The organism is Streptomyces sp. NBC_01622 (assembly GCF_045209635.1).
Taxonomy (GTDB): Bacteria; Actinomycetota; Actinomycetes; order Streptomycetales; family Streptomycetaceae; genus Streptomyces.
Window position 1 is genome coordinate 11581237 of the sequence record NZ_CP109293.1, and the last position, 26210, is coordinate 11607446.

At 68.1% G+C, this 26210-nt stretch carries 25 protein-coding genes and 3 pseudogenes; 12 read left to right on the top strand and 16 right to left on the bottom strand.

Annotated elements, in window-relative coordinates; translation table 11 throughout:
• Window positions 1-211: 211 nt before the first annotated feature.
• Entirely contained in the window at window positions 212-1804 is a 1593-nt protein-coding gene (locus OH768_RS53590) for an oleate hydratase (RefSeq protein ID WP_406464966.1), read from the bottom strand.
• A gap of 521 nt (window positions 1805-2325) precedes the next feature.
• On the opposite strand from OH768_RS53590, the gene OH768_RS53595 reads away from it, so the two are divergent.
• The 6 genes from OH768_RS53595 to pflA all read left to right on the top strand — a co-directional run bounded on the left by OH768_RS53595 (window position 2326) and on the right by pflA (window position 10102).
• Complete coding sequence (locus tag OH768_RS53595; protein WP_406465813.1) at window positions 2326-3729, top strand: amino acid permease; 1404 nt, start codon at window positions 2326-2328, stop codon at window positions 3727-3729.
• A 53-nt stretch (window positions 3730-3782) separates the two neighbouring features.
• Complete coding sequence (locus tag OH768_RS53600; RefSeq protein WP_406464968.1) at window positions 3783-5003, top strand: arginine deiminase; 1221 nt, start codon at window positions 3783-3785, stop codon at window positions 5001-5003.
• Between the two features lie 20 nt (window positions 5004-5023).
• Complete coding sequence (gene argF, locus OH768_RS53605) at window positions 5024-6025, top strand: ornithine carbamoyltransferase (RefSeq protein WP_406464970.1); 1002 nt, start codon at window positions 5024-5026, stop codon at window positions 6023-6025.
• 3 nt (window positions 6026-6028) lie between these two features.
• Window positions 6029-6952: a carbamate kinase gene (locus tag OH768_RS53610; RefSeq protein ID WP_406464972.1), complete on the top strand. Its 924-nt coding sequence runs from the start codon at window positions 6029-6031 to the stop codon at window positions 6950-6952.
• Between the two features lie 148 nt (window positions 6953-7100).
• Window positions 7101-9359 carry a formate C-acetyltransferase gene (gene pflB / locus OH768_RS53615; RefSeq protein ID WP_406464973.1) on the top strand — a complete coding sequence of 753 codons (2259 nt, stop codon included), beginning with the start codon at window positions 7101-7103 and terminating at the stop codon, window positions 9357-9359.
• Window positions 9360-9364: 5 nt separating this feature from the next.
• Window positions 9365-10102 (top strand): pyruvate formate-lyase-activating protein, encoded by a 738-nt coding sequence (pflA, locus tag OH768_RS53620; RefSeq protein ID WP_406465815.1) that lies wholly within the window; start codon window positions 9365-9367, stop codon window positions 10100-10102.
• A 193-nt stretch (window positions 10103-10295) separates the two neighbouring features.
• Here the strand turns inward: pflA and OH768_RS53625 are convergent, their stop codons facing one another.
• The 3 genes from OH768_RS53625 to OH768_RS53635 all read right to left on the bottom strand — a co-directional run bounded on the left by OH768_RS53625 (window position 10296) and on the right by OH768_RS53635 (window position 11974).
• On the bottom strand, window positions 10296-11384 hold the full coding sequence (locus OH768_RS53625; RefSeq protein ID WP_406464974.1) for an IS630 family transposase: 1089 nt from the start codon (window positions 11382-11384) through the stop codon (window positions 10296-10298).
• Window positions 11385-11526: 142 nt separating this feature from the next.
• Window positions 11527-11721 carry a hypothetical protein gene (locus OH768_RS53630; protein ID WP_406464976.1) on the bottom strand — a complete coding sequence of 65 codons (195 nt, stop codon included), beginning with the start codon at window positions 11719-11721 and terminating at the stop codon, window positions 11527-11529.
• Between the two features lie 31 nt (window positions 11722-11752).
• Window positions 11753-11974, bottom strand: coding sequence for a hypothetical protein (locus OH768_RS53635; RefSeq protein WP_406464978.1), 222 nt, complete (start codon window positions 11972-11974; stop codon window positions 11753-11755).
• Window positions 11975-12709: 735 nt separating this feature from the next.
• On the opposite strand from OH768_RS53635, the gene OH768_RS53640 reads away from it, so the two are divergent.
• Entirely contained in the window at window positions 12710-13150 is a 441-nt protein-coding gene (locus OH768_RS53640) for a hypothetical protein (RefSeq protein WP_406464980.1), read from the top strand.
• Between the two features lie 36 nt (window positions 13151-13186).
• Here OH768_RS53640 and OH768_RS53645 read toward each other — a convergent pair whose 3' ends face one another.
• From OH768_RS53645 to OH768_RS53685, 9 genes and pseudogenes are all read right to left on the bottom strand, one after another.
• Window positions 13187-13618 carry a hypothetical protein gene (locus OH768_RS53645; protein WP_406464981.1) on the bottom strand — a complete coding sequence of 144 codons (432 nt, stop codon included), beginning with the start codon at window positions 13616-13618 and terminating at the stop codon, window positions 13187-13189.
• A gap of 28 nt (window positions 13619-13646) precedes the next feature.
• A pseudogene (locus OH768_RS53650) lies at window positions 13647-14249 on the bottom strand (transposase); the annotation flags it as partial.
• A gap of 290 nt (window positions 14250-14539) precedes the next feature.
• Window positions 14540-15061, bottom strand: a complete 522-nt coding sequence (locus OH768_RS53655) for an SgcJ/EcaC family oxidoreductase (RefSeq protein ID WP_406464983.1) — start codon at window positions 15059-15061, stop codon at window positions 14540-14542.
• Window positions 15062-15134: 73 nt separating this feature from the next.
• Complete coding sequence (locus OH768_RS53660; protein ID WP_406464985.1) at window positions 15135-16592, bottom strand: aldehyde dehydrogenase family protein; 1458 nt, start codon at window positions 16590-16592, stop codon at window positions 15135-15137.
• 23 nt (window positions 16593-16615) lie between these two features.
• On the bottom strand, window positions 16616-17743 hold the full coding sequence (locus OH768_RS53665) for an NAD(P)-dependent alcohol dehydrogenase (protein WP_406464987.1): 1128 nt from the start codon (window positions 17741-17743) through the stop codon (window positions 16616-16618).
• The gene (locus OH768_RS53670; protein ID WP_406464989.1) at window positions 17740-18306 is read right to left on the bottom strand and encodes a hypothetical protein; all 567 of its coding nucleotides are present in this window, start codon (window positions 18304-18306) and stop codon (window positions 17740-17742) included. The genes OH768_RS53665 and OH768_RS53670 overlap by 4 nt, the downstream gene beginning before the upstream one ends.
• Before the next feature lie 68 nt (window positions 18307-18374).
• Window positions 18375-19091 (bottom strand): maleylpyruvate isomerase family mycothiol-dependent enzyme, encoded by a 717-nt coding sequence (locus OH768_RS53675; RefSeq protein ID WP_406464990.1) that lies wholly within the window; start codon window positions 19089-19091, stop codon window positions 18375-18377.
• On the bottom strand, window positions 19088-19933 hold the full coding sequence (locus OH768_RS53680) for a fumarylacetoacetate hydrolase family protein (RefSeq protein ID WP_406464992.1): 846 nt from the start codon (window positions 19931-19933) through the stop codon (window positions 19088-19090). The genes OH768_RS53675 and OH768_RS53680 overlap by 4 nt, the downstream gene beginning before the upstream one ends.
• Window positions 19933-21069 carry a cupin domain-containing protein gene (locus tag OH768_RS53685; RefSeq protein WP_406465816.1) on the bottom strand — a complete coding sequence of 379 codons (1137 nt, stop codon included), beginning with the start codon at window positions 21067-21069 and terminating at the stop codon, window positions 19933-19935. The genes OH768_RS53680 and OH768_RS53685 overlap by 1 nt, the downstream gene beginning before the upstream one ends.
• Window positions 21070-21097: 28 nt before the next feature.
• On the opposite strand from OH768_RS53685, the gene OH768_RS53690 reads away from it, so the two are divergent.
• Window positions 21098-21847, top strand: a complete 750-nt coding sequence (locus OH768_RS53690; protein ID WP_406464994.1) for an IclR family transcriptional regulator — start codon at window positions 21098-21100, stop codon at window positions 21845-21847.
• Window positions 21848-21970: 123 nt separating this feature from the next.
• On the opposite strand, the pseudogene OH768_RS53695 reads toward OH768_RS53690, so the two are convergent.
• Window positions 21971-22081, bottom strand: a pseudogene (locus OH768_RS53695) (IS5/IS1182 family transposase); the annotation flags it as partial.
• Between the two features lie 96 nt (window positions 22082-22177).
• On the opposite strand from OH768_RS53695, the pseudogene OH768_RS53700 reads away from it, so the two are divergent.
• A pseudogene (locus tag OH768_RS53700) lies at window positions 22178-22423 on the top strand (DUF1028 domain-containing protein); the annotation flags it as partial.
• 33 nt (window positions 22424-22456) lie between these two features.
• Here the strand turns inward: OH768_RS53700 and OH768_RS53705 are convergent.
• Window positions 22457-22987 (bottom strand): transposase, encoded by a 531-nt coding sequence (locus tag OH768_RS53705; protein ID WP_406465818.1) that lies wholly within the window; start codon window positions 22985-22987, stop codon window positions 22457-22459.
• Complete coding sequence (locus OH768_RS53710) at window positions 22984-23529, bottom strand: winged helix-turn-helix domain-containing protein (RefSeq protein WP_406464995.1); 546 nt, start codon at window positions 23527-23529, stop codon at window positions 22984-22986. The genes OH768_RS53705 and OH768_RS53710 overlap by 4 nt, the downstream gene beginning before the upstream one ends.
• Before the next feature lie 62 nt (window positions 23530-23591).
• Here OH768_RS53710 and OH768_RS53715 point away from each other — a divergent pair, with 62 nt between their 5' ends.
• The 3 genes from OH768_RS53715 to OH768_RS53725 all read left to right on the top strand — a co-directional run bounded on the left by OH768_RS53715 (window position 23592) and on the right by OH768_RS53725 (window position 26200).
• A complete protein-coding gene (locus tag OH768_RS53715) occupies window positions 23592-24233 on the top strand; it encodes a DUF1028 domain-containing protein (RefSeq protein ID WP_406465820.1) in 642 nt (213 codons plus the stop codon).
• Window positions 24234-24583: 350 nt separating this feature from the next.
• Complete coding sequence (locus OH768_RS53720) at window positions 24584-25603, top strand: ISAs1 family transposase (RefSeq protein WP_406464997.1); 1020 nt, start codon at window positions 24584-24586, stop codon at window positions 25601-25603.
• A 138-nt stretch (window positions 25604-25741) separates the two neighbouring features.
• On the top strand, window positions 25742-26200 hold the full coding sequence (locus tag OH768_RS53725; RefSeq protein WP_406464999.1) for a hypothetical protein: 459 nt from the start codon (window positions 25742-25744) through the stop codon (window positions 26198-26200).
• The last annotated feature ends 10 nt before the right edge of the window (window positions 26201-26210 follow it).

The window sequence follows — 26210 nt, forward strand, 5'->3', positions numbered from 1 at the left end:
GGAGCGTTCAGGTGTCGGCCATGATCCGGTTCCCTTCGTCGACCCTCCCGCCCCGGAGGCCCGCACCTGCGGGCCGGTGACGCGCTCGCCATGATGGGGGCCACGGCAGTGAGCGAGGGATCCGCCAACTGACCCTGCTGCGAGGCCAGTTGGCTCTTTCGCTCCGAGAAGCCCGCCGCTCGACGGCTCCGCGCGACGCCCTCGTTCGTCCTTACGCCAGCGCGGCCTTCAGCACGTCGAAGGCGGTCACCGGATCAGCCAGGGCATGGTAAATGCCGGGTATCTCGTGGTCGTCGAGGCCGAACAGGCCGTAGACGGCGTGCATCGCGCCGCGCACGGAGTACTCAACGGTGAAGACCACGTCCTCCGGGATCTCCGTGAACTGGCCCAGGAAGGCGAAGTTGGCGGAACCGCGCGGGATGACCAGGGGCCGGTCGTGCACCGTGCGCGGGGCGAACTGGCTGGTGATGTACGGCATCATCACCGGGATCACGGTCGTCGTCGCCGCGACCTGCTCCTCGATGTCCGACATGCCGAGGTGGCCGAGGAGTTCGGTGAGGATCTCCCGGCCCGTGGCCTCGGCCATCGGCTTGCCGGCGAAGTCTCCGGCGCGGTCGGTGAACAGGCCGTAGCCCCACACGGTGTAGACGTCCTCGGGCTGCCCGTCGAAGTGCGGGGCGTGCGGCACGACGACGGACATCAGCCAGTTGGAGTCCTTGAACGTCATCAGCGCGCCCGTGCCGGGGAGGTTGCCGGACAGTTCCTCGATGCGGTGCAGGAGCAGCGGGTCGTGCACGGTGAGGGTGAAGGACTCCCACTTGGCCTCGTCCACGTTGCCGTTGAAGGCGGTGGGCCGGCCGAAGTCGTCGGCTTTGGCGGCGAGCGTCTCCCAGAGGCGCCAGCCGCCGTCCCGCTTGTCGCGGACCAGCTCGGGCGCGGTGTCGTCGGTGCCGTAGGCGGCGTCGGCGGTCATCGATCCCAGGGTGAGGAACGCGTAGTCGTCGGCGGTGAGTTCGTACGTGTCCGGGTGCCCGTCGCGTTCGAGGTGCAGGCGTCGTGCGCGTCGTACGCCGTCCTCGTCGGTGGTGAAGTCGACGTCGGTGACCCGCACGCCGTACTCGAAGACCACGCCATGGGCCTCCAGCCAGGTGCGCAGCGGCCGGATGATCGAGTCGAACTGGTTGAGGCGGGTGCGGCGCACGCCGGCGAGGGTGTGCATGCGGGGGAACTCCTGCATGAAGCGCAGGAGATAGCGCTTGAGCTCGATGGCGCTGTGCCAGTTCTGGAAGGCGAAGGTGGTGCGCCACATCGTCCAGAAGTTGGTGGCGAAGAAATGCGGGGAGAAGAAGTCCTCGATCCTGCGGGCCCCGATGACCGCTTCGGGCAGCACCAGCAGGCGGGTCAACTCCAGGCGGTCGCGGGTGTCGAGGCCGTAGTCGGCGGCGTCCAGAATCGTGGTGTCCCGGCCGATCAGGCGGGCCTTGGCGTCGGTGGGCCACTTGGCGTTGAACTCGGTGATCTCCTCGCGTACCGAGATCGTTTCGTCGGTCAGGGTGGGGATCGTCTCCAGGAGGTTCCACAGGCAGGTGTAGGCCTCCTCCTCCAGCATCCGTCCGCCGCGGGTGACGTACCCGGCGGGCTCGCCGCTGCCGTCCATCGAGCCGCCGGCGATGGGGAGTTCCTCCAGGATGTGGATGCGTTCGCCGGGGAAGTCCGCGTCGCGGACGAGGAAGGCGGCGGCTGCGAGGGAGGCGATGCCGCCGCCGACGAGGTAGGCGTGGGATGAGCGCGGAGCGTCTGCCATGACGTCCCTCCGTTCTGCCGCCCGGGGTGTCCGGGCGGCCGACAGTGTTCGAATCCTGCGCGCCGGACACCGTGTGTGGCTGTGCGGGGTGAGGCGCGGGGTGGCGCCGGGCTGCTCGGGGTGAGCGTGGCGGCCATGCCGACAAGCCAACTCGCGGGTTGATCGCGGGGGCAGGGGCCGGAGGTCCCTGCCCACCGGCCGATGGCCCTGTATCGGGGACTGCTTCACCAGGGGAGAGGACCGACCGAACGGATCGTGACTCCTGACGGCCGGTTCGTCGACGAGCCCTGCTCAGGCCACCAGCCGCTCGATGGGCCGTTCGGGACCTGACGGCCGGGACCAATGGTCCCGGGTGGGGTTATTCGGCCACTGACTGCGGTCACCGCCGCCGAGAAGGATCGGACGCAGACCGATTCCCCGTAGCCACGTGCACAAGGAGCACCACCATGCCCAAGACCCCAAGAAGCAGTGAAGGGGCGATTCCCAAGGCGGCACTCGGCCTCTCCGGTGCGAGCGCCCTCGTGATCGGCACCATCATCGGGACCGGAGTGTTCGCGCTCCCCTCGGCCCTCGCGCCGTACGGGCCGATCTCGCTCGTGGCGTTCGGAATCGTCACCCTGGGCGCACTCGCGCTGGCGGTGACCTTCGGGGCGCTGTCGAAGCGCGTGCCGGCGAGCGGCGGGCCGTACGTCTACGCCCGTGAGGCCTTCGGCGAGTTCGCCGGATTCCTCAACGCCTGGTCGTACTGGATCACCGCCTGGGCGGGCAACGCCGCGATCGTGGTGGCCTGGGTCGGCTACGTTGAGGTGTTCGTCAACACCAGCCACAAGACGGCGATTTCCATATGCATCGCGCTGATCGGGCTGTGGATACCCGCCGCGATCAACCTCACCGGCGTACGGAACATGGGCGCCTTCCAGGTGTTCACCACCGTGCTGAAGTTCGTCCCGCTGCTCTTCATGGCCACCATCGGACTGCTGTTCATCGACCCGCACAACTTCGGCTCGTTCAACGCCAGCGGCCAGTCGGCGATGAGCGCGATCTCGGCCGCCGCGCCGATCGCCCTGTTCAGCTACATCGGCCTGGAGGCCGCCTCGGTGGTCGCCGGACGCGTCCGCGAGCCGGGCCGCAACGTGCCGCGCGCCACCATCTACGGCACCCTCGCCTGCGCCGTCATCTACATCCTGGGCACCCTCGCCGTCTTCGGCACCGTCTCGCACGGCGAACTCGGCGTCTCCACCGCCCCGTTCACCGACGCCGCCAACAACATCCTGGGCGGCACCTGGGCCGGCGACACGGTCGCCGTCGCCGCGATCATCTCCGGTATCGGCGCCCTGAACGGCTGGACCATGCTCTGCGCCGAGATGCCGTACGCCGCCGCCCGCGACGGACTCTTCCCCGGCGCCTTCGCCAAGCTGCGCGGTGACAACGGCGTCCCCGTCTTCGGCATCGTCGCCTCGACCGTCCTCGCCTCGCTGATCACCGTGTTCAGCTACACCCGCTTCGACGACGTCTTCACCAAGATCGTGCTGCTGAGCGTCCTCACGGCCGTCATCCCCTACCTGTTCTCCGCCGCCGCCCAGCTGTACTGGCTGCTGGTGCGCGGACGCGAGAGCATCACCGGCCGACGGCTGGCCCGCGACATCACCGTCTCCGCCCTTGCGATGGCCTTCTCGTACTGGGCGATCCAGGGCAGCGGCTACCAGACCGTGTACTACGGCCTGTTCGTCCTGCTGCTCGGCCTCCCGGTGTACGTGTGGCTGAAGCGAGGCCAGGGCGTGTACGGCGGGGAGCCGGCCCCGGCGCCCGTCCCCGAGGGGCGGGCCCCCGAGACCGCGACACCGCCGGCCCGGCGGATCTCCCGCGCAGTGGCCACCACCCGCACCGGCGGCCTCCGCAGGAACCGCCTCCGCAACCGCGGCTGACCGCGCCCCGAGCCAGGCCCTCACCCCCGTACGACCAGAGGAGCAGCCCCGCCATGAACGCCACCGCCTTCCACGTCGACTCCGAGGTCGGCCGCCTCCGCCAGGTGATCCTGCACCGCCCCGGCCTGGAACTGTCCCGGCTGACCCCGCGCAACGTCGACGCCCTCCTCTTCGACGACATCCTGTGGGCCAAGCGCGCCCGCGAGGAGCACGACGCCTTCGCCCAGGTACTGCGCGACCACGGCGCCCGCGTCCACTACTTCGCCGACCTGCTCGCCCAGACCCTCGCCGATCCCGAAGCGCGCGACTGGCTGCTGGAGCGGGTCGTCACCCCGGCAACCGTCGGCCCCGCGCTGATGGACCCCCTGCGCGAGCTGTGCCTCGACCTCGACGGAGAGACGCTCGCCGGCCACCTCATCGGCGGCATCCTTAAGAGCGACCTCACGCTCCCCACCCCGCACAGCCTGGTCTGGAACACCCTCGACGCCGAGGACTTCGCGCTGACCCCGCTGCCCAATCACCTCTTCCCGCGCGACAACTCCTGCTGGATGTACGACCGCCTGTCGGTCAACCCGATGGCCAAGCTCGCCCGGCGCCGCGAAAGCCTGCACGCCGAGACCATCTACCACTTCCACCCGATGTTCTCCGGCACCGTCACCACACCACTCCTCGACGGCGCGGTCGGCACCCTGGAGGGCGGCGACGTCCACGTCCTCGGCAACGGTGCCGTCATGGTCGGCATGGGGGAGCGCACCACCGCCCAGGCCGTGGAGAACCTGGCAACCCGGCTCTTCGCCACCGGCACGGCGAACCGACTGCTCGCCGTCCAACTCCCTGCCGCCCGGGCCTACATGCACCTCGACACCGTGCTCACCATGGTCGACCGCGACGCCTTCACCATCTACCCGGGCCTCGCGGACTCCCTGCGCTCGTGGACGCTCACGCCCAGCGACGCCCGCGAGACCGGCTTCGACGTCACCCCGAACTCCGACCTCGCCGGCGCCCTGGCCGAAGCCCTCGACCTGGACAAGCTCCGCATGCTGTCCGCGCCGCAGGACATCCGCAGCGCCGAGCGCGAGCAGTGGGACGACGGCAGCAACTTCCTCGCCCTCGCCCCCGGTGTCGTCGTCGGCTACGAGCGCAACGTCACCACCAACACCTACCTCCGCAAGCAGGGCATCGAGATCGTCACCATCGCCGGCGCCGAACTCGGCCGCGGCCGGGGCGGACCGCGCTGCATGAGCTGCCCCATCGAACGCGACCCGGCCGCCTGACCCAGCAAGGGGACATCACCATGACCGCCGACCTGCGAGGCCGCTCCTACCTGAGCGAACTCGACTTCACAGCAACCGAGATGCACCACCTCCTCGACCTGGCCGCCGACCTCAAGTCGGCCAAGCGCGCGGGCACCGAACAGCCCCGGCTGACCGGCCGCAGCCTCGCGCTGATCTTCGAGAAGACCTCCACCCGCACCCGCTGCGCCTTCGAGGTCGCCGCCGCCGACCAGGGCGCCCACACCACCTACCTCGGTCCCGGCGACACCCACATCGGCAGCAAGGAGTCCATCGCCGACACCGCACGTGTCCTTGGCCGGATGTTCGACGGCATCGAATACCGCGGCTCCGACCAGACCCTTGTCACCGAACTCGCCGTCCGCTCCGGCGTCCCCGTCTACAACGGCCTGACCGACACCGCACACCCCACCCAGAGCCTGTGCGACGTCCTCACCATGGACGAGCACAGCCCTAAACCCCTGCCGGACATCAGCTACTGCTACCTCGGCGACGCCCGCAACAACATGGGCAACTCGCTCCTGTCCATGGGCGCCCTGCTCGGCATGGACGTACGGATCGCCGCCCCCAGAGCACTGTGGCCGACGGCCGAACTGGTCGCCACCTGCCGGGCGTTGGGCGAGAACAGCGGAGCCCGGATCACTCTCACCGAGGACGTCGACACCGCTGTCCGAGGGGCCGACTTCCTGCACACCGACGTCTGGGTCTCCATGGGCGAGCCCGCCGACTCCTGGCGGAAGCGGATCGAACTGCTCCTCCCGTACCAGGTCAACGACAAGACCCTCGCAGCCACCGGAAACCCGAACGTCAAGTTCATGCACTGCCTGCCGGCCCTGCACGACCGTCGCACCCACCTCGGCCAGGACCTCTTCGACACCTACGGACTGGACGGCCTGGAGGTCACCGACGACGTGTTCTCGTCCCCCGCCTCGATCGTCTTCGACCAGGCGGAGAACCGCCTGCACACCATCAAGGCCGTCCTCGTCGCCACCCTGGAGGACTGAGCCATGCGCATCGTCATCGCGCTGGGCGGCAACGCCCTGCTGCACCGCGGCGAACGCCCCGACGCGGCCGTCCAGGTGGCGAACATCGACCGGGTGACGACCGCGATTGCCGCTCTCGCCACTGAGCACGAGATCGTCATCACCCACGGCAATGGCCCCCAGATCGGTCTGCTCGCCGTGGAGAGCGCGGCCGACCCGGCCCTGAGCGCCCCCTACCCGCTCGACCTGCTCGGCGCCCAGACCCAGGGCATGATCGGCTCCCTGCTGGCCCGCACCCTGCACGACGCCCTGCCAGGCCGCCGGATCGCCGCGCTGGTCACCCACACCCTCGTCCGGGCCGAGGACCCGGCCTTCGAGCACCCCACGAAGTTCGTCGGCCAGGTGTACCCCTACGACGTGGCGTCCGCGCTCGCCCGCAAACGCGGCTGGCACATCGCCGCCGACACCACTGGCTGGCGCCGGGTCGTCCCCTCCCCGGCACCCGAACGGATCCTGGAGACCGACACGATTCACGAACTCTTCAACAGCGGCACGCTCGTCATCTGCGCCGGCGGCGGAGGCGTGCCCGTCACCGCGGACGCTGATACCGGCGCGCTCACCGGAGTGGAGGCCGTCGTCGACAAGGACCTGACGGCAGCCCTGCTCGCCGAGCACCTGAAGGCCGACTTCCTGCTCATCCTCACCGACGTGCCCTGCGTCTACACCGGCTACGGCACCCCCGACCAGCAGCCCGTCCTCGGCGCCACCCCCGCCGACCTGCGCCGGGGCGGCTTCCCCGACGGCTCCATGGGCCCCAAGACCGAGGCCGCCGCCCGCTTCGTCGAACGCACCGGGGGACTGGCCGCGATCGGCGCCCTCGACGCGGCGTACGAGATCGTCCACGGCAGGTCGGGCACGCTCGTCCGCCCCGAGCTGCCCGTCGTATGAGCGTCCGCGGCGGGGAGGGCCGTTCGGCCCTCCCCGTGGGTCGGACGGCCAAGCTCAGGGCCCTGACCGGCCCTCCCGACGACCGGAGCATCGGACCAGCATGGAGTCAGGGAGACATCCCCGTGCGGAACAAGGGAGAGAACCGGCGATGACAACGACAGCGGCAGTCGGAACACGCGCATCCGAGGCATGGCGCGACTTCGCCGGCACCTCCTGGCGCGAGCGCGTCGACGTGCGCGACTTCATCCAGGCCAACTACACCCCGTACGAAGGCGACGCCACCTTCCTGACCGGCCCCACCGACCGCACGCGAGCCGTGTGGGAGAAGGTCAGCGCGCTGTTCCCGGAGGAACGGCGCAAGGGCATCCTCGACGTCGACACCGCGACCCCCTCCACGATCACCTCGCACGCGCCCGGATACATCGACCGCGAACGGGAGTTGATCGTCGGCCTGCAGACCGACGCCCCGCTGAAGCGCGCGATCATGCCCAACGGCGGCCTGCGCATGGTCGAGAACAGCCTGAGGGCCTACGGCTACGAGTCCGACCCCTTCGTCTCGCGCGTCTTCGGCACCTACCGCAAGACCCACAACGACGGCGTCTTCGACGCCTACACCCCCGAAATGCGCGCCGCCCGCAAGGCCGGCATCATCACCGGGCTGCCCGACGCCTACGGCCGCGGCCGGATCATCGGCGACTACCGGCGCGTGGCCCTGTACGGGACGGACCGCCTGATCGAGGCCAAGAAGGCCGAGCGGGCCAAGCTCGACGCCTGCGCGTCCGTCGCCGACATCATCCGGGACCGGGAGGAACTCGCCGAGCAGACACGGGCGTTGGGCGAGCTGACGCGGATGGCGTCCACATACGGCTGCGACGTCTCCCGCCCCGCAGCCACCGCCCACGAGGCCGTGCAGTGGCTCTACCTCGCCTACCTCGCCGCCGTGAAGGAGCAGAACGGCGCCGCGATGTCGCTCGGCCGCACCTCCACCTTCCTCGACGTCTACCTCCAACGAGACCTGGAGGAAGGGATCCTCGACGAGACCCGCGCCCAGGAACTCATCGACGACTTCGTGATCAAGCTGCGGATCGTACGGTTCCTGCGCACCCCCGAGTACGACGCCCTGTTCTCCGGCGACCCGACCTGGGTGACGGAGTCCATCGGCGGCATGGGCGAGGACGGGCGCACCCTGGTCACCCGCACCTCCTTCCGCTTCCTCCAGACCCTCTACAACCTCGGCCCGGCCCCCGAACCCAACCTGACGGTCCTGTGGTCGCCCCAACTCCCCTTCGCCTTCAAGGAGTTCTGCGCCCAGGTATCGATCGACACCAGTGCCGTCCAATACGAGTCCGACAAGTTGATGCGTCCGCGTACCGGCGACGACACCGCGATCGCCTGCTGCGTCTCGGCGATGCAGGTCGGCAGGCAGATGCAGTTCTTCGGCGCCCGGGTCAACCTCGCGAAGGCGCTCCTGTACGCGGTCAACGGCGGCCGGGACGAGATGACCGGCGAACAGATCGCGACCCCGACGCCCCCGCTGACCGGCGAGTACCTCGACTACGACGAGCTGTCGGCGGCGTACGACCACGTCCTGGACTGGCTGGCCCGGACATACGTCAACGCGCTCAACGTCATCCACTACATGCACGACAAGTACGCCTACGAGCGCATCGAGATGGCCCTGCACGACTACCCCGTGCACCGCTTCATGGCCTGCGGCATCGCCGGCCTGTCCGTCGCCGCCGACAGCCTGTCCGCCGTCAAGTACGCCCGGGTGAAGGTGTTCCGCGACGCCACCGGCCTCGCCGTCGACTTCCGCACCGAGGGCGACTTCCCGGCCTACGGCAACAACGACGACCGCGCCGACAGCATCGCCGTAGGCCTGGTGGAGTCCTTCATGGCGAAGGTGCGCCAGTACCCCACCTACCGGGACGCCGAGCACACCCAGTCGGTCCTGACGATCACCTCGAACGTCGTCTACGGGAAGCACACCGGCAACACCCCCGACGGCCGCCTCGCCGGACAGCCCTTCGCCCCCGGCGCCAACCCGATGAACGGCCGCGACCGGCACGGAGTCGCCGCCTCCGCGCTGTCGGTGGCCAAGCTGCCCTATGAACAGGCCCGTGACGGGATCTCGTTGACGACGACGATCACGCCCGAGGGGCTGGGGCACGCGCCCGACGAGCGTGCCGGGCACCTGGTCGGCATCCTCGACGCCTACACATCGGCCGGCGGCTTCCACATGAACGTCAACGTGCTCGACCGCGCGACGCTGGAAGACGCGATGGAACACCCGGAGAACTACCCGGACTTGACGATCCGGGTGTCCGGCTACGCCGTCAACTTCGTCCGGTTGACCCGCGAGCAGCAGCTCGACGTGATCAGCCGCACCTTCCACGGATCGCTGTGAGCAGGGTGCGCACCGCGACCACCGGCCGGATCCACTCCTGGGACCTGTCCACCGGCGTGGACGGCCCCGGGACCCGGTTCGTCCTCTTCGTCTCCGGCTGCCCGCTGCGTTGCCTGTACTGCGCCAACCCCGACACCTGGCACATGCGCGACGGCCAGGAGATGAGCGTCGACGCGGTCATGGCGGAGATCGGGAAGTTCCAGGGCTTCGTCACCACGGCAGGCGGCGGGGTAACCATCACCGGAGGCGAGCCACTGCTCCAGTCGGCGTTTACCGCAGAGGTCCTGCGCCGCTGCAAGGAAGCCGACCTCCACACCGCGCTCGACACCTCGGGCTTCCTCGGCGCCCGCGCCACCGACGAACTCCTCGCCGACACCGACCTGGTGCTCCTGGACATCAAGTCCTTCGACGTCAACACCTACCGGAAACTGACCGGCGGAGAACTCGCTCCCACCCTCAACTTCGCCACCCGCCTCGACAACCTCGGTATCCCCATGTGGATCCGGTACGTCCTGGTCCCCGGCTGGACCGACGACCTTGACTCGGTGGACGCGCTGGCCGGCTTCGTGGCGGGACTCGGCGCGGTCGAGCGGGTCGACGTGCTGCCCTTCCACAAGATGGGCGCCGCGAAGTACAAAGCTCTCGGTGTTCCCTTCCCGCTGCATGACAACCCGGTGCCCGACCGGGCCCTGATCGAGAAGGTCCGCGCATGCTTTAGGGAGCATGGAGTTCAGGCTTATTGATCATTCCAGAATGAGATGGATCCACAGTCGCTCTTTTGGGTGATGCTGCCAACACCGTACCCGCGGGCCATAGTTGCTCAAGTAACGCAGGTGCGTCGGATAAGCGGTCGGCTTCCTGACAACACATGGCTTTGGCGGGAGCTGATGGTGTCTCCTGTGTTGGTGAGGCGCGGTGGTGAAGTCACATGCCCCTCTAGTGTCCTGAGTCGCTAATTCGTGTGCAGTACGCGGCGAGGGTGTCGAGGATGTCGTCGGCGGTCTTCGTCCAGACGAACGGCTTGGGGTCCTTGTTCCACTCGTTGATCCAGCCTCGGATGTCGCGTTCGAGTTCGACGACGCTGCGGTGGGCCGAGCGGCGGAGTTTGCGGCAGGTCAGCTCGGCGAACCAGCGTTCGACGAGGTTGAGCCAGGACGCCGAGGTGGGGGTGAAGTGCAGGTGGAAGCGGGGGTGGCGGAGCAGCCACTTCTTGACCGGCTCGGTCTTGTGGGTGGCGTAGTTGTCCAGGACCAGGTGGAGTTCGAGGTGCTGGGGGACCGCGGCGTCGATGACCTTGAGGAAGCGGAGGAACTCCTGGTGGCGGTGGCGGCGGTAGTGCTGGGCGATGACGGAGCCGGAGGCGATGTCCAGGGCGGCGAACAGGCTGGTCGTGCCGTGCCGGACGTAGTCGTGCGTCATCTTCGCCGGTGTGGCCGGCGCCGTCGGGAGCACGGGCTGGGTCCGGTCCAGGGCCTGTATCTGTGACTTCTCGTCCACCGCCAGGACCAGGGCGTTCTCCGGCGGCGACAGGTAAATACCCACGACGTCACGGACCTTGGTCACGAACTGCGGGTCGGTCGACAGTTTCCAGGTCTCCACGATGTGCGGCTTGAGGCCGAACGCCCGCCAGATCCGCGAGACGGCCGACTGCGACATCCCCACCGCCCCGGCCATCGAACGCGTCGACCAGTGCGAGTCACCCGCCGGTGGCGCCTGGTCCAGCGTCCTGGCGACCAGGGCCTCGACCTGCTCGTCCGTGATCTTCCGTGGCGCCCCCGGACGCGGCCGGTCCACCAGCCCCTCCAGCCGGTCCGCCGCAAACCGGGCCCGCCACTTCCGCACGGTCTCCCGCGACACACCCAGATCCTGCGCGATCTGCGCGTTCGACAGGCCCTCCGCGCACGCCAGCACGATCCTCGACCGCAACACCAGCGCCTGAGAGGCGGTCTGCTTGCGCAACCAGCCCCGCAGCACCCTGCGTTCGTGATCGGACAACTCCAGCGGCAACGGCTTCGGACCAGGCACCACCCCACCCTACAACCGCCCACGAACTAGCGACTCAGGACACTAGCGCCAACTCGGCGAACCGCAGAAATGAGGAACACCCCGCCAGCCTGAACGGGCAGCGGGGTGCTCTCGTTTCAGGGTGCGGGGTGGTTGGGATGTGTCAGAGGAGCTGGGACAGAATGAGCTGTGCCGCGTCCTCGCCGGAGCGATCGGGGTGCTTGAGCACCCCGGACAGCAGTCCGGACAGGTAGAGCTCAGCGACTTCCGTGAGGTTGGCGCCGCCGTAGTACTCAGCGGTCCCGTAGTTCTCCAGTAGCTTGCCGAGGCACTCGGCGAGTTGATCGAAGTCGATCAACTCCACCTCCGCCGAAGGTGACCGTGTTTCGTCACCACACCTGGTCACGTCCCGCGTTGCGGGAAGCAACGCGATGGTCAGTACAGGGGTGCTGGGTGACGATGCCGAGGTAATTCTCGACGGCGTCGTGGAAGGAGGTGATGGCGCGCGAGCGGAGCGGAGTCGGCTGACGGCTCTGCTCGATGCCCTCGCGGTACAGGTACCGGATGTACGCGTGCCGTTGCACGGTGCGCGGGTCGAGGGGGTGGGACATTACAACTCCAGGTGACGGTGCGCTTGTTGTGATTCTGGCGACGTCCCCACGGTCGCGCACGTGGATATCCCTCGTGACGTCCGGGCGTCCGTTGACTCCCCTCGTTGTCGGCGGAAGCTGAGACGGCTCAGCCAGGCCACACCGTGTACACGGCACGGACAGCCTTGGCCACGGCGGGAATGCCGGTCTACTGCGCTGGCTTGTGCTCTGGGCGCCAGATGAAAAGGACCAGCCCAACCGCACCAGCACCAACTACTGGACCGGTCCTTGATCTCCCGCCAGGTAGCCAGCAAGAAGATCGAGGAGCCGCTGCGCCGGTTCTACGCCGCTACGCCTCCCGCGGATCTGCCCGCCGACGTGTGCTGAGGCGAGCCGCGCGGGTCGGATGGGCTTCAGGGAAAGTACTGGGCTGGGTCGCAGTGATCGGATCACGCCCGTGGGGTCTGCCGGCTGCAGTCGTTTCCAGACCGGTGCATCTGAGCAGTGAAGCCGACCTTGCTCCTGGGCCCGGACGCCGCCGCCCGCCCTGCTGTGCCGCCACGTTCACGACGTGAAGGCTCGCCGGGCCCGTGCGGCCGGGCCGTCGGTCTGGTGGTGTCCTGGCCTGGGTGCCACCGTCGTGGAGTGGGCAGCCGAGAGATCTGGGCGTGGTGCCGGTGCCGGGTGCTGGCAGGTTGCCCCGTTCCTCGAGCACCTGGTGTGCGGGGTGGTGGCCGGGCAGGCTAGTTTGCTCGGGTGAGTCTCCTTGATGATGTGGCCGAGCGTGACGGCTGGCGCTGCTGGGTGTGTGACGAAGCGGTCGACCCTGACGAGTCGGTGAACGACCTGCGGGGGCCCAGCGTCGACAGCCGGACCGCTGACCGGAAGGCCAAGGTCGCGGAGCGGCTCGCGCACCGTGGGTGCAACACCCGTAAGGGTGCGGTCAAGGTGGTCATCGCCTGGCCGGACCACCTGTACGTGGTCGAACCCGCACCGCTGATCACTGTTGCGGGGAGGCTGGAGCGTAAGGGGGGCCGCGAGATGGTGGGCCGTTGTCCGACCAGGCGGGACGCCCAAGAGGCGGCGGATTGGCTGGTGGACCGGTTCTCGCGACTGGTACCGGGGCTGCCCGTGACCGCCGACATCGAGGCGGGCGGCGGCCAGTTCCTCGTCATCTTGGCCACCGGCCGCCGCTAACCGCGGCGGCGGGACCGGAGCTCTGCTGGCTGGTGGTTAGCCGATCTTCTTCCAGGGCTTGCAGTCGGTGGTCTGGAACGCCTTGTCACCTGCGGCGATCTTGACGATGGCCGGGCCCTGGGCGTTGCCGTTGGCGATGATGGCGCTGCCCTCGCCGGTCGTGTCGCTCAAGGGTGCCCAGTAGCAGCCGTATGTGTTCTTGCCCTCGCTGTGGTAGGTGCCGGCCTGGATGTCTTTGCCCACCAGGATGGTTCCATCGCCGGGAATCCTTCCCTTGGGCGCGGCCTCCTGCCGCGGCCCGGCAGTGGCGCTGGGGGAAGCGGCACCCGCCTGTACGTCTGCGCCCGTCGCGGTGGCGGTCACGGTCACCGTTGCGGAAGGGGAGTCCTTGTCTCCTCCAGACCCGACGATGTCGATCAGGACTCCCGTCAGCAGTCCACCGAGAGCGACCGCGGTGTAAGAGGGCATTTGATCCAGGCGTATTGCCCTGCATGTACTAGTAGGTTCCTCGCCAGGTTGGTGTGGTCTCGTCCGTTATGCGTTTGGCGAGGTTGTCGATCGAGGCGATGTGGATCATGGCCTCGGAGCTGGCGGTGAGGGTCTCGTAGTCGCGGGCGAGGCGGCGGTGCATCATGATCCAACCGATACTTCGCTCTACTACCCAGCGCCTTTTAACGACGTGAAAGCCGCGAACTCCGGGGTTTCTGTTGGCGACTTCGACGTCGATTCCGAGGCCCGCGCCGTGTTCGACAACGGCGTTCTTGAGTCCGGTGTCGACCCAGCTTTTGGAGATGGTCGGGTACGTCTTCTTCGCCTGGTCGAGGAGACGTATTCCCAGGGCGTTCTCGGAGAAGCTCGCGGCGGTGACGGTGACCGCGAGGATCAGTCCGATCGTGTCGGTGAGGATGCCTCGCTTCCGGCCTGCGATCTTCTTGGCAGCGTCCGTTCCCTGACTGGTCAGGGGTACGTTGGTGGTGGTCTTCACGCTCTGGGTGTCGATGACGGAGCCTGTGGGTTCGGGCTTGCGCCCCTCCTTCACGCGGGCCACGGTCAGGTCGTAATTGAGCTGGGCGAAGATCCCCTCATCACGCCAGACGGACTTCGGGACGCAAGGCCGGATGAGACGGGCAGTCGGGTGTGCGACCCCCGAGGGGGCGATAGTCGCTAACGCGGCATCCCGTACTGAAATAGGGCATGCATGAAAGTCGTGTACCCGACCAGATCTACGTAAACGCCCTCTGACCAGGTCTTTTGTGCTTGTAGCGGCTGATTCGGGTGCCGGGGAGCGCTGCCGCAGTACAGCCCGGCCACTCTTGTGGGCTCCGGTGCGTCGGAGCCCACAAGTTGTCGACGTGAACGTCGAACTGTCGGAGTGGCAACCGTAGTTGGCTATGCCGCCGGCAGGACCGACGAGAAGCTGTAGCGGGCGAGCTTCCACTGGGTGTGATTCCTGTGCAGGACGAACAGTTCGTGGTTGCTGCTCGGGAGCTGTGTGCCGTTGGCGAGGACGATGGCGGTGCCGGTCGAGGAGCTTCGCAGGAACGCCCAGTCGGGAGACACGACGTTCACCTCGGCGACCTCGAAGGTGAGGTCGAGGCGGAGCGTCTGGAACAGGCCTGCGTACGTCGCCCGGACGGCATCGATGCCGACCGCGGTCGGGGCCTGCGGCGGCAGGAACACGGCGTCGTCGGTGTACAGCCGCACCACGCCCGCGACATCACTGGCGTTGAGTGAGCGCTCGTAGTCCTTCAGCACTTCCACGATCTCGGCGCACTGCTGTGTCTTGAGTCGGTTCTGCCGATGCGCATCCGACGTTTGGGCCTCCGCGGAGGCAGCGGGGACGAACGTGCCGAGGGCGGCGCCGAGGGTCACGGCGGCGCTCTTGCGGAGTACGGTACGACGGCTTGTCATGACGTGACTCTTTCTGCAGGACGCCCAGGGCCGTGCTCGGCTCTGAGCGGGGTGGTTGTGGTCGGCGGTGGTTTCAGGCGGTCCGGGGTGCGAGGTGGACGAGGTGTTTGATCTCCTGGAATTCCTCCAGTCCACGGCGGCCGTTGAGCCGGCCCACGCCGCTCTGCTTGAAGCCGCCTTCCGCGAACTGGTCGAGGACGACGGCCCAGGTGTTCGTCCACACGGTGCCCGCCTCGAGTTCGCGTCCCACCCGCAGCGGCCGGTCGGCGTCGCGGGTCCAGATGCTGGCGGCGAGGCCGTACTCGGTGGCGTTGGCGAGTGTGACGGCGTCGGCCTCGGTCTCGAAGACCTCGAAGGTGGCGACCGGGCCGAACACTTCCTGTTGCACGATCGGGCCGGTGGGGTCGGTGACTTCGACCAGACTGGGCAGATAGAACGCCTGACCGGCCAGGGGCCCCTCGGTGACGAGTCCGCCGCGTACCACGATCTTTCCGTAGGCGGCGCTCTCCTGGACGAACCGGTCGACGCGCTCGGCACTGGCGCGGTCGATCATGGGACCCATCTCGCTGGTCGGGTCGTCGCCTGGGCCCGCTTTGACGGCGGACAGCGCGTCCGACAGGCGTTCGCGGAGCGTGTCGGCGATCCCGCTCTGGGCGAGGATCCGGCTGCCCGTCATGCAGAACTGGCCGGCAAAGGTCGTCACCGCCTTGGTCAGTACCGGGACCACGGCGTCGAGGTCGGCGTCGTCGAAGACGATCATCGGGCTCTTGCCGCCGAGCTCCAGTGACACCGGCTTGAGGGTGGCTGCGGCCTCAGCCATGATCAGCCTGCCGACCTTGGTGCTGCCGGTGTAGCTGACCACGTCGACGTCGGGTGAGGAGACCAGCAGGGGTGCGCCGTCGTTGCCCGATTCGGTGAACGCGTTGAGGACGCCGGCGGGCAGGCTCTCGGTGGCGGCGATGATCTCGTAGAGCAGCCCGTTGGTCAGGCCGGTCTGGCCGGGCAGTTTGAGCGCGACCGTGCAGCCGGCGGCCAGGGCGGGGGCGAAGGAGCGCACCGCGAGGACGATCGGGGAGTTCCAGGGCGCGATGACGCCTGCGACCCCGACGGGCTCCTTCAGTGCCACCGAGTACAGGCCGGGTTTGCTCTCCGCAGCGCTGCCGAGATCGGTGAGGGCGAGGGCCGCGTAGTAGCGCAGTTTCGGAATGGTCAGGTCGATCTCGAACGCGGCCTCCCCGAGGACCTTGCCGTTCTCCCTGGCCAGGAGTTCGACGAGTTCGTCGCGCCGGGCAGCCATCCGGTCGGCCAGCTCGAAGAGCGTGGCGGCGCGCAGGTCGCGGTTGCGTGACCAGTCCCCGGTGTCGAAGGCCCGGCGGGCGGCGGCGATCGTGGCCGTCGCCTCGTCGGCTCCGCCGTCGGCGAAGGTGCCCAGGACTTCACCGGTCGCGGGATTGCTCGACTCGCCGATCGTGGCGGAGTCGACCCATTGGCCGTCGATGAAGTTTCTGGCGTGCGGTGCGGAAGTGGACATCGTTGGTCCTTCCTCTTCGTGGATCACGACAGTCGTAGTACGGGTTTGATGACGGCACCGTGGTGTGCGGCCTTGGCGGCGTTCTCGATGTCGTCGAACGCGAAGTGCTCGACGAGTTGCTCGACGGGGAACCGGCCTTGTTGGTGCAGTTCGACGAGAGCGGGCAGGAATTGGTCCGGTACCGAGGAACCCTGGTTGACGCCCACTATGTGTGGGTTGCGCACCAGCATCCGGGGTACGTCCAGGCTCACCTCGCTTCCGAACGGCGGGGCTCCGATCACACCGCACGTGCCGTCGACGGCCAGCGCGTCCACGGCCTGGCGGAGAACGTGAGTGTTGCCGGTGGTCTCCAGGGTGTAGTCGGCTCCGTCACCGGTGATGTCACGAACCGCCTCGACGGCATCGGCGCGACGGGGATTGATGACGTCGGTGGCCCCAAGTCGTAGGGCCAGGTCGAGTCGTGCGTCCTGCAGGTCCACCGTGATGATCTTCGTCAACGAGGTGAGCCTCGCGGCGATGACGGCGGACAGCCCGACTGCGCCCGCGCCGAAGACCACGAGCGCGCCACCGGCTCGCGGGCGCAGCACGTTGAACACCGCGCCGGCCCCGGTCTGCACGCCGCAGCCCAGCGGGGCGAGGATGTCCAGCGGCGTGTCCGACGCGACTTTGACGGTGTTGCGTTCATGGGCCATCGCGTGCGAGGCGAACGAGGACTGGCCGAAGAAGTGCCCGTGCAGTGGCCGGTCGTCCCCGTCGCGTCGGATCGTGGCCGACCCGTCGAGCCTGCTGCCGCCGAGGAGATTGAGCGCCGGCCAGTGCGCGCACTGCACCGGGCGGCCCGTCACGCAGGCGATACACGACCCGCAGGAGGTGAACGTCATGAGCACCTTGTCCCCGGGTGCCACCTTGGTGACCTCCGGGCCCACGGCCTCCACCGTGCCGGCGCCTTCGTGCCCGAGCACTCCGGGAAGCGGGAACGGTGTGGCACCCGATCGCACGGACAGGTCGGTGTGGCACATGCCGACCGCCTCGACCCGGACGACGACCTCGTGCGACCTGGGGGAGTCCAGAACGATGTCGGTGACGGTGAACGGGGCGCCGGTTCCCTCCACCACGGCCGCGGTCGCCTTGGTCACCGCTTCCGCGCTCATCGTTCGGTGTCCGGGGACTGCGCCGACGGGTTGTAGATCAGGCCGAGGTGGACCGCGTAGACCGCATGCCACACGAAGACGGACACGATGAACTTCCAGCCGAAGTGGTGGCTGAAGAACCCGGCGTCGGCGCCGAGCGCGGGACCGTAGACGCGGGGGGTCATGAACACGAGGCTGACGAGGGCCAAGGCCGTGCCGAAGACGAGGGCCTTGGCCAGGTTGCCGGCCGCGGTGTCGCGCCACGGCAGCCGGGGGTGCACGGCGACGACGAACAGCACCGTGAACACGATGCCGTCGAGGTAGTGGAAGAAGCCGCCGGACACGAACTGCGCCATCGGGGACGCCCCCGGGGTGTAGACGGCGCCGTTGACCATGTTCCAGTCGAGCTTGGCCAGTCCGACGCCTGGCAGGAAGTAGCCGACGATCGTGGCCATCTGGGTGGCGACCAGGCCCGCCAGCAGCGCGGCCGGGAGGCGGTGGTGGGTGACCCAGACCCTCCATGGCACTGGGGTGGGATGTGAGGTGTCGACGCGGGGGGCGGTGGGCGACTCGGTGATGGTCATGGGGCTGTCCTTCTGTTCGGGGGATTTCCGTGTTCATGTCCAGTGAGGTCGGAGGGTGTCCACTGTGGTCACAGCCATCGGCCCAGCTCCGGGAGCGGGCCTTCGGCCGTCAGTCCGTCGGCGCCCCGCCCGGTGACCCAGCGGGTCAGGTCCGCTCGGCCGGCGCTGACCGTGACTTCTGGTTCGGTGCCGGTGATCTTCCACGGGCCGCCGCCGTCGGTGGACAGCAGCAGGACCGAGGGCCCGCCGTGGAGGGCGGAGCGGTGCGTGGTCACGTCCAGGAGCAGCGCTTCGCGCATTCCGGGTGGCAGGGACTCGAAGCCGCTCCCCGCGAGCAGGTCGATCACGTGGATGCCGACCTCTCGTGCCCGTAGCCACGGGATCTCCGATGCGGGCACGCTGCGGCCCTGGGCCGTGACGACCTGGTGCTGCCATGCCGGGCCGGGCAACTCCTCGATGTCGGCGGCGAGTTGGCGGGCCGACGACACCACCCACCCGCGCAGCTCGGCCGCCGGGAGTCGGCTGCCGGTCTCGATGTCCGCGCCGCGCGCGGCGGGGGAGGCGTACATGGCGTTCGGGACACCGGTGCGCGCCCAGCCGACCAGGCGCCTCAGCGCCTCGGCGTTGGACGCCACGTGTGCCAGCAGATGACGGCGGGTCCAGTCGGGCAGGGCACTGGGTGCGTCGAGGGCCTCGTCGTCCAGCCGGGCCAGGTCGTCCAGCAGCGTCACCGTGGCCTCGTGCATCCAGGCCCTGACCGTGCGGGTACGGGCGTCGGGCGTCATGCTGTGACTTCGACGAGTTCGGCGTCGGCCCGGTTGTCCAGTCGGCCGATGCCGCTGACCTCGGTGATCAGGCGGTTGCCGGGCCGCAGGTACTGGGCGGGTGTGCGTGCGTGTCCGACGCCGGCAGGGGTGCCGGTCAGGATCACGTCACCAGGGCGCAGCGTCGTGATCGTGGAGATGTAGCAGACCAGGTCCAGTGGGTCGAACACCAGGTCGGCGGTGTGGGATTGTTGAACGATCCTCCCGTCGACGTACCCGGTGATGTCCAGTCGGGGCCGGACGCCGCCGGGCAGTTCATCAGGCGTGACCAGCACGGGCCCGATCGGGGTGGTGGCTTCGAAGGTCTTGCCCTGGAGCCATTCGCGGGTGCGGAACTGCCAGTCGCGCGCGGTGACGTCGTTGGCGACGGTGAACCCCGCGATACCGGCCGCGGCCTCGGCGGGCGACGCACGGCGCAGGGGCCGGCCGATCACGACGGCGAGTTCGGCCTCCCAGTCCACCGCGTCGGATTCCGGCGGCAGCATGATCGGGTCGTTGGGTCCGATCAGGGCGTCGGCGAACTTGGCGAACAGGGTGGGGAATTCCGGGAGTTCGCGTCCCATCTCCAGGATGTGGCCGCGGTAGTTCAGGCCGACGCACCAAATTTTGCCGGGCGCGGATACCACGGGTGCGAACTCGGCACCGGCGAGGCTGTGGGTGGGCCCGTCCGCAGTGGCGAGCTCGGGCCAGTCCGGATGCGCCAGCAGAGAGCCGACATCGGCGTGGCCGAGGTCCACCGCGTGGACCTCGTCGATACGAACCGCGCGCGTGGCACCCGCGGTGCGCAGGGTCGCGAGTCTCATCACTGTGCTCCTTCCACCTGCACGCGGTAGGCGTGCAGGTGCTCGAAAACGGGGGTGTCGCTGAACCGGAACAGGTCGAGTTCCGACTCGGCGCCGATCTCCAGCTGCTGCCAGGAGGGCACCACGAACAGGTCGCCGCGGCCGACGGTCCAGGTCGAATGACCCACCCGCACGACTCCCGTGCCGTCGAACACCTGCCACACCGCCGAACCGACCTCCCTGCGCGGCAGCGTGGTCGCGCCGGAGCGCAGCCTGTGGAACTCCGCCCGCAGGGTCGGCATCACATCCCCGCCGGTGGTGGGGTTGGTGAACCGCACGCCGGCGTGTCCCGGCTCGATGACACCGGGGTGGCCCTCGTGTTCCAACGCCAGCTGCTCGGACAGCGCGGCGTCGGTGTGCTCCCAGCGGTAGGCGGCGATCGGCGAGCTGGGCAGGGACCGCGGCTGCGACACTGGGCGCAGCCCGGGGTGTGCCCACAGTCGTTCGGCGCGTGAGCGCTCGGGCGTGGAACGGTCGCTGACCTCGTCCGCGCCGTACTCGAAGAACGCCGAGTCCATGTGGTGCGCGAACGGGATGTCCAGGCCGTCGAGCCACACCATCGGGGTGTCGGACACGTTGTGGTGACCGTGGAAGTGCCAGCCCGGGGTGAGCAGGAAGTCCCCACGGCGCATGGCGACCGGGTCGCCGTCAACGACCGTCCAGACGCCCTCGCCCTCGACCACGAACCGGAACGCGTTCTGAGTGTGGCGGTGCTCGGGCGCGACCTCACGCGGACCCAGGTACTGGATCGCCGCCCACAGTGTCGAGGTGGCGAACGGCGCACCCCCCAGCCCCGGGTTCGCCAAGGCGATCGCGCGCCGCTCCCCGCCCCGGCCGACCGGTACCAGTTCGCCGGCCTGCTCGGCGAGCGGCAGCAGCCGATCCCACCGCCACAGGTGCGCCGAGGTCTTCGGCATCGGCTCGGCGGGCATCAGCTCACCGATCTCGGTCCACAGAGGGATCAGCAGTTCGCGCTCGAACCCCTGATAGAGCGCTCGGAGGTCCGCGGTCGGTTCCGGTTGGCCGGGCCCTTGGGACACCGCCACTCCCGCCGGGCTGCCCGTGAAGTCGTTCATAGCCAAGGATGGTGGAGCTATTCTGTCAGCCGGGATACTTTTTTCTACTGTGAAGAACAAACCGGCCTACGCGATCGACTCCGTCGACCACGCCCTGCAACTGGCGCAGCTCCTGCAGCAGGAGGGATCGCTGCGGGTCACCGACGCCGCCGAGCGTCTGAACGTGTCGCGTTCCACCGCGCACCGGCTGCTTGCGATGCTCGTCTACCGCGATTTCGCCGTCCAGGGCGACGACCGCAGGTACCGGCCCGGCGAGACGCTGCGGCCGACCCTCATCAGCCATGGGCCGATCAGTCTCCTGCGCCAGATCGGCACCCCGCATCTGCGTGAGCTCGCCGGGCGGGTGCACGAGACCGCCAACCTCCAGGTCCGGGCCGGGACGGAGATCCGCTTCATCGCCTCGGTGGAATGTGACCAGGTTCTCCGTGTCGGCGACCGCACGGGCCGCATCCTGCCCGCGCACAAGGCGTCGGGCGGAATGGCGCTCCTCGCGGCCCTTGACGAGGATGCGCTCAGAGCGCTGTACGAGGACGATCCCGACCGCCCTGACCTGGACGTACTCGGCAAGCAGTTCGCACTCATCCGCAAGCGCGGATTCGCCGTCAACGACCAGAAGACAGAAACCGGGGTTGTCGGAATCGGCGTGGTACTCGCCCCGCACCAGAACCCGTTGGCCGCTATCGCCCTGGCGGCCCCCTCGGTCCGCGTCAACCGGGTCCGCCTGGAAGAGCTGCGCTCCGAACTGGAACTCGCCGCCGCCGCTCTGACCCGAGAACTGGTCGTGCACCTGCCGAGCTGACACCGCGTCGGCCGGGCCACGTCCGCGCCACCCCACAGGTGATTTACGTGTGTGAATCGATGAGGAGTTGTGCCGCGCTCTCGTCCGTCACCACGGAACGGGCCAGTCCACCGCGGAGCGCGCTGCGAGCTGGGCGAGGGTGTCGTGCCGGCGCAGGTACACCAGGCCGACGAGGGAACGTTGGTGCGGTGGGAGCTTGCAGCGGCGGTCACCCTCACGGGTGACGATGAGCATGGTGACCCCTTGGTGAGTGTCTTTGAAGCCGCACCAATCATCACCAGGGCCTACCGCGACGAGGTCTCTGCTCGATTCTTGTAAGGGGGAAGGTGTGTGACTTTCACGATTCTCGCGGCGGACCCGCACACTGGTGAGTTAGGGGTTGCCTCGTTCAGCTTTGGGCTTGCCGTCGGAGCCGGCATTGTGCACCCCTCCCACAAATACGGACTTGTCGCCGTGCAGGCGCTTGGCGATCCAGCGTGGGCATCTCGTCTGCTTCCGAACCTTGCTTCGGACGCGTGGTCCGATGCCGTTGCCGAGCTCAGCCAAACACCTGGTTTCGAATCCGGTCAGGTGGCTGGACTATCGACTAGAGATCTTCAATGGCTGGGGTTACGGCGGTTGGAAGTCGAGTCCGGTCTTGGCGATGAGCCCCTCGATGAGGTGGGGCCGGTACTGCATCCGTTTCAGCCGGGTCCTGACCAGCGCGGTGAGCTGGTCGAGGCTGTGTTTGGTGAGGTTGGCCAGCGATCTCTTCAGGTGCGACCACACGCCCTCGACCGGGTTGAACTCCGGCGCGTACGGCGGCAGTTGGTAGACGGTCAGCCATAATCGCGCGGCGATCAGCTCCCGCATGGTGCGGCTGACGTGTGTGTTCAGGTTGTCCCACACCAGGACGACGGGGCCGCCGAGCTGCTGGTGTGCGCCATCCAGAAGGCGGGCGTAGTCGGTCTCGGTGAAGCCCTTGCGTCGGCCCTTCGCGGGGCCGCGGTCGAGGTGGACGCGGTAGATCAGCCGTGGCCGGTGTCCGGCCCTGATGCAGATCAGGGCCGCCATCGAGACGCGTTTGGTGCCCTGGGCGGTGACCTTCACGACGGGTGTGTGGCCACGGCGGCCCCAGGTACGGCCTTTCGGCGGCCTCAGGCCCTGACCTGCCTCGTCCTCGAAGCAGAGCCAGGCGCCCAGGTCCGCCGCCCTCTTTTTATGACGGGCCACTGCTCGTCCTTCCAGGCGGCGATCTTCGACTCGTCCCGCTCGGTGGCTTTGCGGCTCGGGATCTGCACGCTCCAGCCGATGCGGTGCAGCAGCAGATCCAGCCCGGCCAGGGTGTACTCGACCCCGAACCGGCGGCGCACGACCTCGCCGATGCGGGCCAGCGTCCAGCACTGGTCACTCCACCATCCGCACGCGGCCGGACCGGCCTCCAACACCGCCTCCAGGGCACGCAGTTGGCCGACATCGAGCTTGCAGCGGGCGCCACCGGGGCCCTTGGACACGAGGGCCTGGCGGCCGCCCGAGGCCAAGGCCCGGCGCCAGCGGTTCGCCGACACCCGAGTCACCCGGAACCGCCGCGCCACCTCCCGGTCACTGACCCCCGCCTCGATCAAGTCAGCTGCCGCGAGCCGGACCTGCTCACGCCGATGCCGCTCCTCGGCCGTCAGCCCACCGCCATCGGGATACCTCACCCCTCCGGCATAGCGCAGCCGACGCCAACCGTCACGACCAGACGTAACCCACACCGTTAAAGATCTCTAGCGGTGACACCTTCGCATTCACTGGCTCGGACACGGAGGCGTTCGCCGCGGCTGCTTGCGAGCAGAACATCTGCTGTGCCGCGAACCTCATGGCGGTTGACTCCCTTCCCACCTTGGTGACCGATTACTTCCGGTCGCTCGACCCCCAGATGTCGTTGGCTTCCCGACTCGTCCAGTCGGCGCACCACGCAGACGTGTTGGGTGGCGATGTGCGTGGGCGCATGTCGGCCTTCGTCAGGACATTCCACAGCGATCCGGAATACAGGCCGGTGGACTTGCGTGTCGACTGCCATCCGGACGCTGTCTTGCAACTGGTGCACCTTGTGCGGATCGAGCGGGCTCACAGGTTCCTCACTTCGGCGCTCGACGAGCAAGGCAGGTACGCCAACGTTTCGGCTACCCAAGCTGCCTACCAGCTCGCTCCGGAAAGCGCGGTCACTGCGTCGGCGTACTTGCTCGCCCGACTCCGGACGGAGGACCTAACCGACCCGGAGCTGAGAGCCTTTACCGACGAGCTGGTTCGACAACAACCCTGTCTTCCTGAGCGTCTTCGGCGACTGGAGTCGGCGGGGCGCCTTCCGGCCGGAACAGTAGAGGGGCTCGACCTGCTCGAGGCACCTCATCGGGATGCATGATGCGGTAGGAGGACCGCCACCTGACACAGAGTCGGCTCCAACCTGACAGGTGGTTGGGCGGGTTGCCCCGGCCGCCAGGGCGGTTTCAAAGTCCTGATGCTCATAAATCTGTGCAGGTCACGGCAGTACGGCGGTGTATCGGTGACCCGTCACGCATGCAACGAAGCTCCAGTTGAAGGGGTGACCTTCCCAAGTCGCCCTGTCCAACCGGAGCTTCGATGTGCCGTCAGTCTGCCAGTGTCTGTCTGATCAAGTCGCCTTCGCGTCAGCACCGCGGACTCGTCGGCTTGCCGACGCGGCTTGGGACGCTGGCGGATCCGCGTTGCCGGCGGGGGAAGCGTCACCCGTTCGTGAGCGTGCTGCTGGTGGCCTGCTCGGCCGTGGTGGCCGGTGCCCGGTCCTTCGCGGCGATCGGGCAGTGGGCGCGAGGTGCCCCACAGGCCGCCCTCGCCCGACTCAGCGCCCGCACCGTCTCGGTATTCGGCGTCCGTCTCGCGCCGAGTACGGCGACGATCCGGCGGATCATCAACCAGGTCTGCCCCGGCGGTCTGGCCGACCTGCTGGGATGTGACCCGGCCGGGGCGGACACCCTCGCGGTGGACGGCAAGAGCGCCCGCGACTCGCGCCATGGCGACACTCCGGCCGCGCATCTGCTCGCGGCGATCACCGGCACCGGCATGACCGTCACCCAGCTGCGAGTACCGGCCAAGACGAATGAAATCACCTGCTTCGCCGCCCTGCTGGCCCCCTTCGACCTGACCGGCGTGGTCGTCACCGCCGACGCCCTGCACACCCAGCGCGACCAAACCCGTTTCCTCGTCGAGGACAAGCAGGCGCACTACGCCTTCACCGTCAAGGGCAACCAGAAGGGCCTGCACCACCAGCTTCGCGCCCTGCCCTGGACGAAGGCGAGTGCGAAGTTCTACGACCGCACCGAAGTCCACGGGCGGCTGGAGACCCGGGTGGTGCAGGCGCTGACCGTCACCGGTCTCGGTGTGGACTTCCCGCACGCCGCCCAGGTCGCGAAGATCACCCGGCACCGCACCAGCAGCAAGACCGGCAAGCGCACCCGCGAGACCGTCTACGTCATCACCGACCTGACAAGCCGACAGGCATCCCCCGAACGCCTCGCGACGATCGCCCGCTCGCAGTGGACCATCGAGAACCGGCTGCACTTCGTCCGCGACACCACCTTCGCCGAGGACGCCTCCAGAATCCGGACCGGGCACGGCCCCGAGAACATGGCCACCCTGCGCAGCTTCGCCATCAACCTGCTGCGAGCAGTCGGCTACACGAACATCGCCGCCGCCCTCCGCGAGATGTCCTACGAGCCGTTCCACCGCCCACTGGACCTCCTCGGCATCAACTGACCAGCACCGATCCAAGATCAAAAGAGTTTGAAACCGCCCTGTGAAGCTCACTGACCTGATCTTGCCCGTCCCACATAGCCTGAGGTCACACCCACAGACTTATGATCGATTTTATCGATGTCTACGCGAGGAGTTGGCGTGCCTAGATTGGTTCGGCGACAGGAAGTGCCGGTAATGGTGGATTTTCACGGCTGGGCACTTCAGGACTGGGATGATACGCAGGTACCCATCACGTTTCCCGGTAATTTTCAGCGTAATAGTTTTCTGAGCACTCATCCCGGGCGTCTGGACTTCAGTAGCGCCGGACACACGCACACGGCACGTCTCACCATTGAAGTCTGGGATGCCCAGCCTCCCACTCCGCCTGGCGACTGGGAGGAGGAAGCGGAAGCCGAAATCTTCACCTCTTCGGGAAAACTGCGGGCCTGGGCGGTTGCCGGAGGTCCGATGCCGGACAAGATTGACTTGGTAGGCGGACCGAGCACATGGGGGGTACGTGTCATGTGTACCGGGCGCAACGAGGTTGCCGAACAGAGCATGCACGGCCTGGCCGATGGCGTGGAACAGTACACAGCGCAATTCTGGCCACAGAAATAGCGTGATGGGT

Coding starts and splice junctions, on each gene's coding strand:
- OH768_RS53590 (WP_406464966.1), bottom strand. CDS start 1,804: ATGGCAGACGCTCCGCGCTCATCCCACGCCTACCTCGTCGGCGGCGGC.
- OH768_RS53600 (WP_406464968.1), top strand. CDS start 3,783: ATGAACGCCACCGCCTTCCACGTCGACTCCGAGGTCGGCCGCCTCCGC.
- argF (WP_406464970.1), top strand. CDS start 5,024: ATGACCGCCGACCTGCGAGGCCGCTCCTACCTGAGCGAACTCGACTTC.
- OH768_RS53610 (WP_406464972.1), top strand. CDS start 6,029: ATGCGCATCGTCATCGCGCTGGGCGGCAACGCCCTGCTGCACCGCGGC.
- pflB (WP_406464973.1), top strand. CDS start 7,101: ATGACAACGACAGCGGCAGTCGGAACACGCGCATCCGAGGCATGGCGC.
- OH768_RS53635 (WP_406464978.1), bottom strand. CDS start 11,974: ATGTCCCACCCCCTCGACCCGCGCACCGTGCAACGGCACGCGTACATC.
- OH768_RS53645 (WP_406464981.1), bottom strand. CDS start 13,618: ATGCCCTCTTACACCGCGGTCGCTCTCGGTGGACTGCTGACGGGAGTC.
- OH768_RS53655 (WP_406464983.1), bottom strand. CDS start 15,061: ATGACAAGCCGTCGTACCGTACTCCGCAAGAGCGCCGCCGTGACCCTC.
- OH768_RS53660 (WP_406464985.1), bottom strand. CDS start 16,592: ATGTCCACTTCCGCACCGCACGCCAGAAACTTCATCGACGGCCAATGG.
- OH768_RS53665 (WP_406464987.1), bottom strand. CDS start 17,743: ATGAGCGCGGAAGCGGTGACCAAGGCGACCGCGGCCGTGGTGGAGGGA.
- OH768_RS53670 (WP_406464989.1), bottom strand. CDS start 18,306: ATGACCATCACCGAGTCGCCCACCGCCCCCCGCGTCGACACCTCACAT.
- OH768_RS53675 (WP_406464990.1), bottom strand. CDS start 19,091: ATGACGCCCGACGCCCGTACCCGCACGGTCAGGGCCTGGATGCACGAG.
- OH768_RS53680 (WP_406464992.1), bottom strand. CDS start 19,933: ATGAGACTCGCGACCCTGCGCACCGCGGGTGCCACGCGCGCGGTTCGT.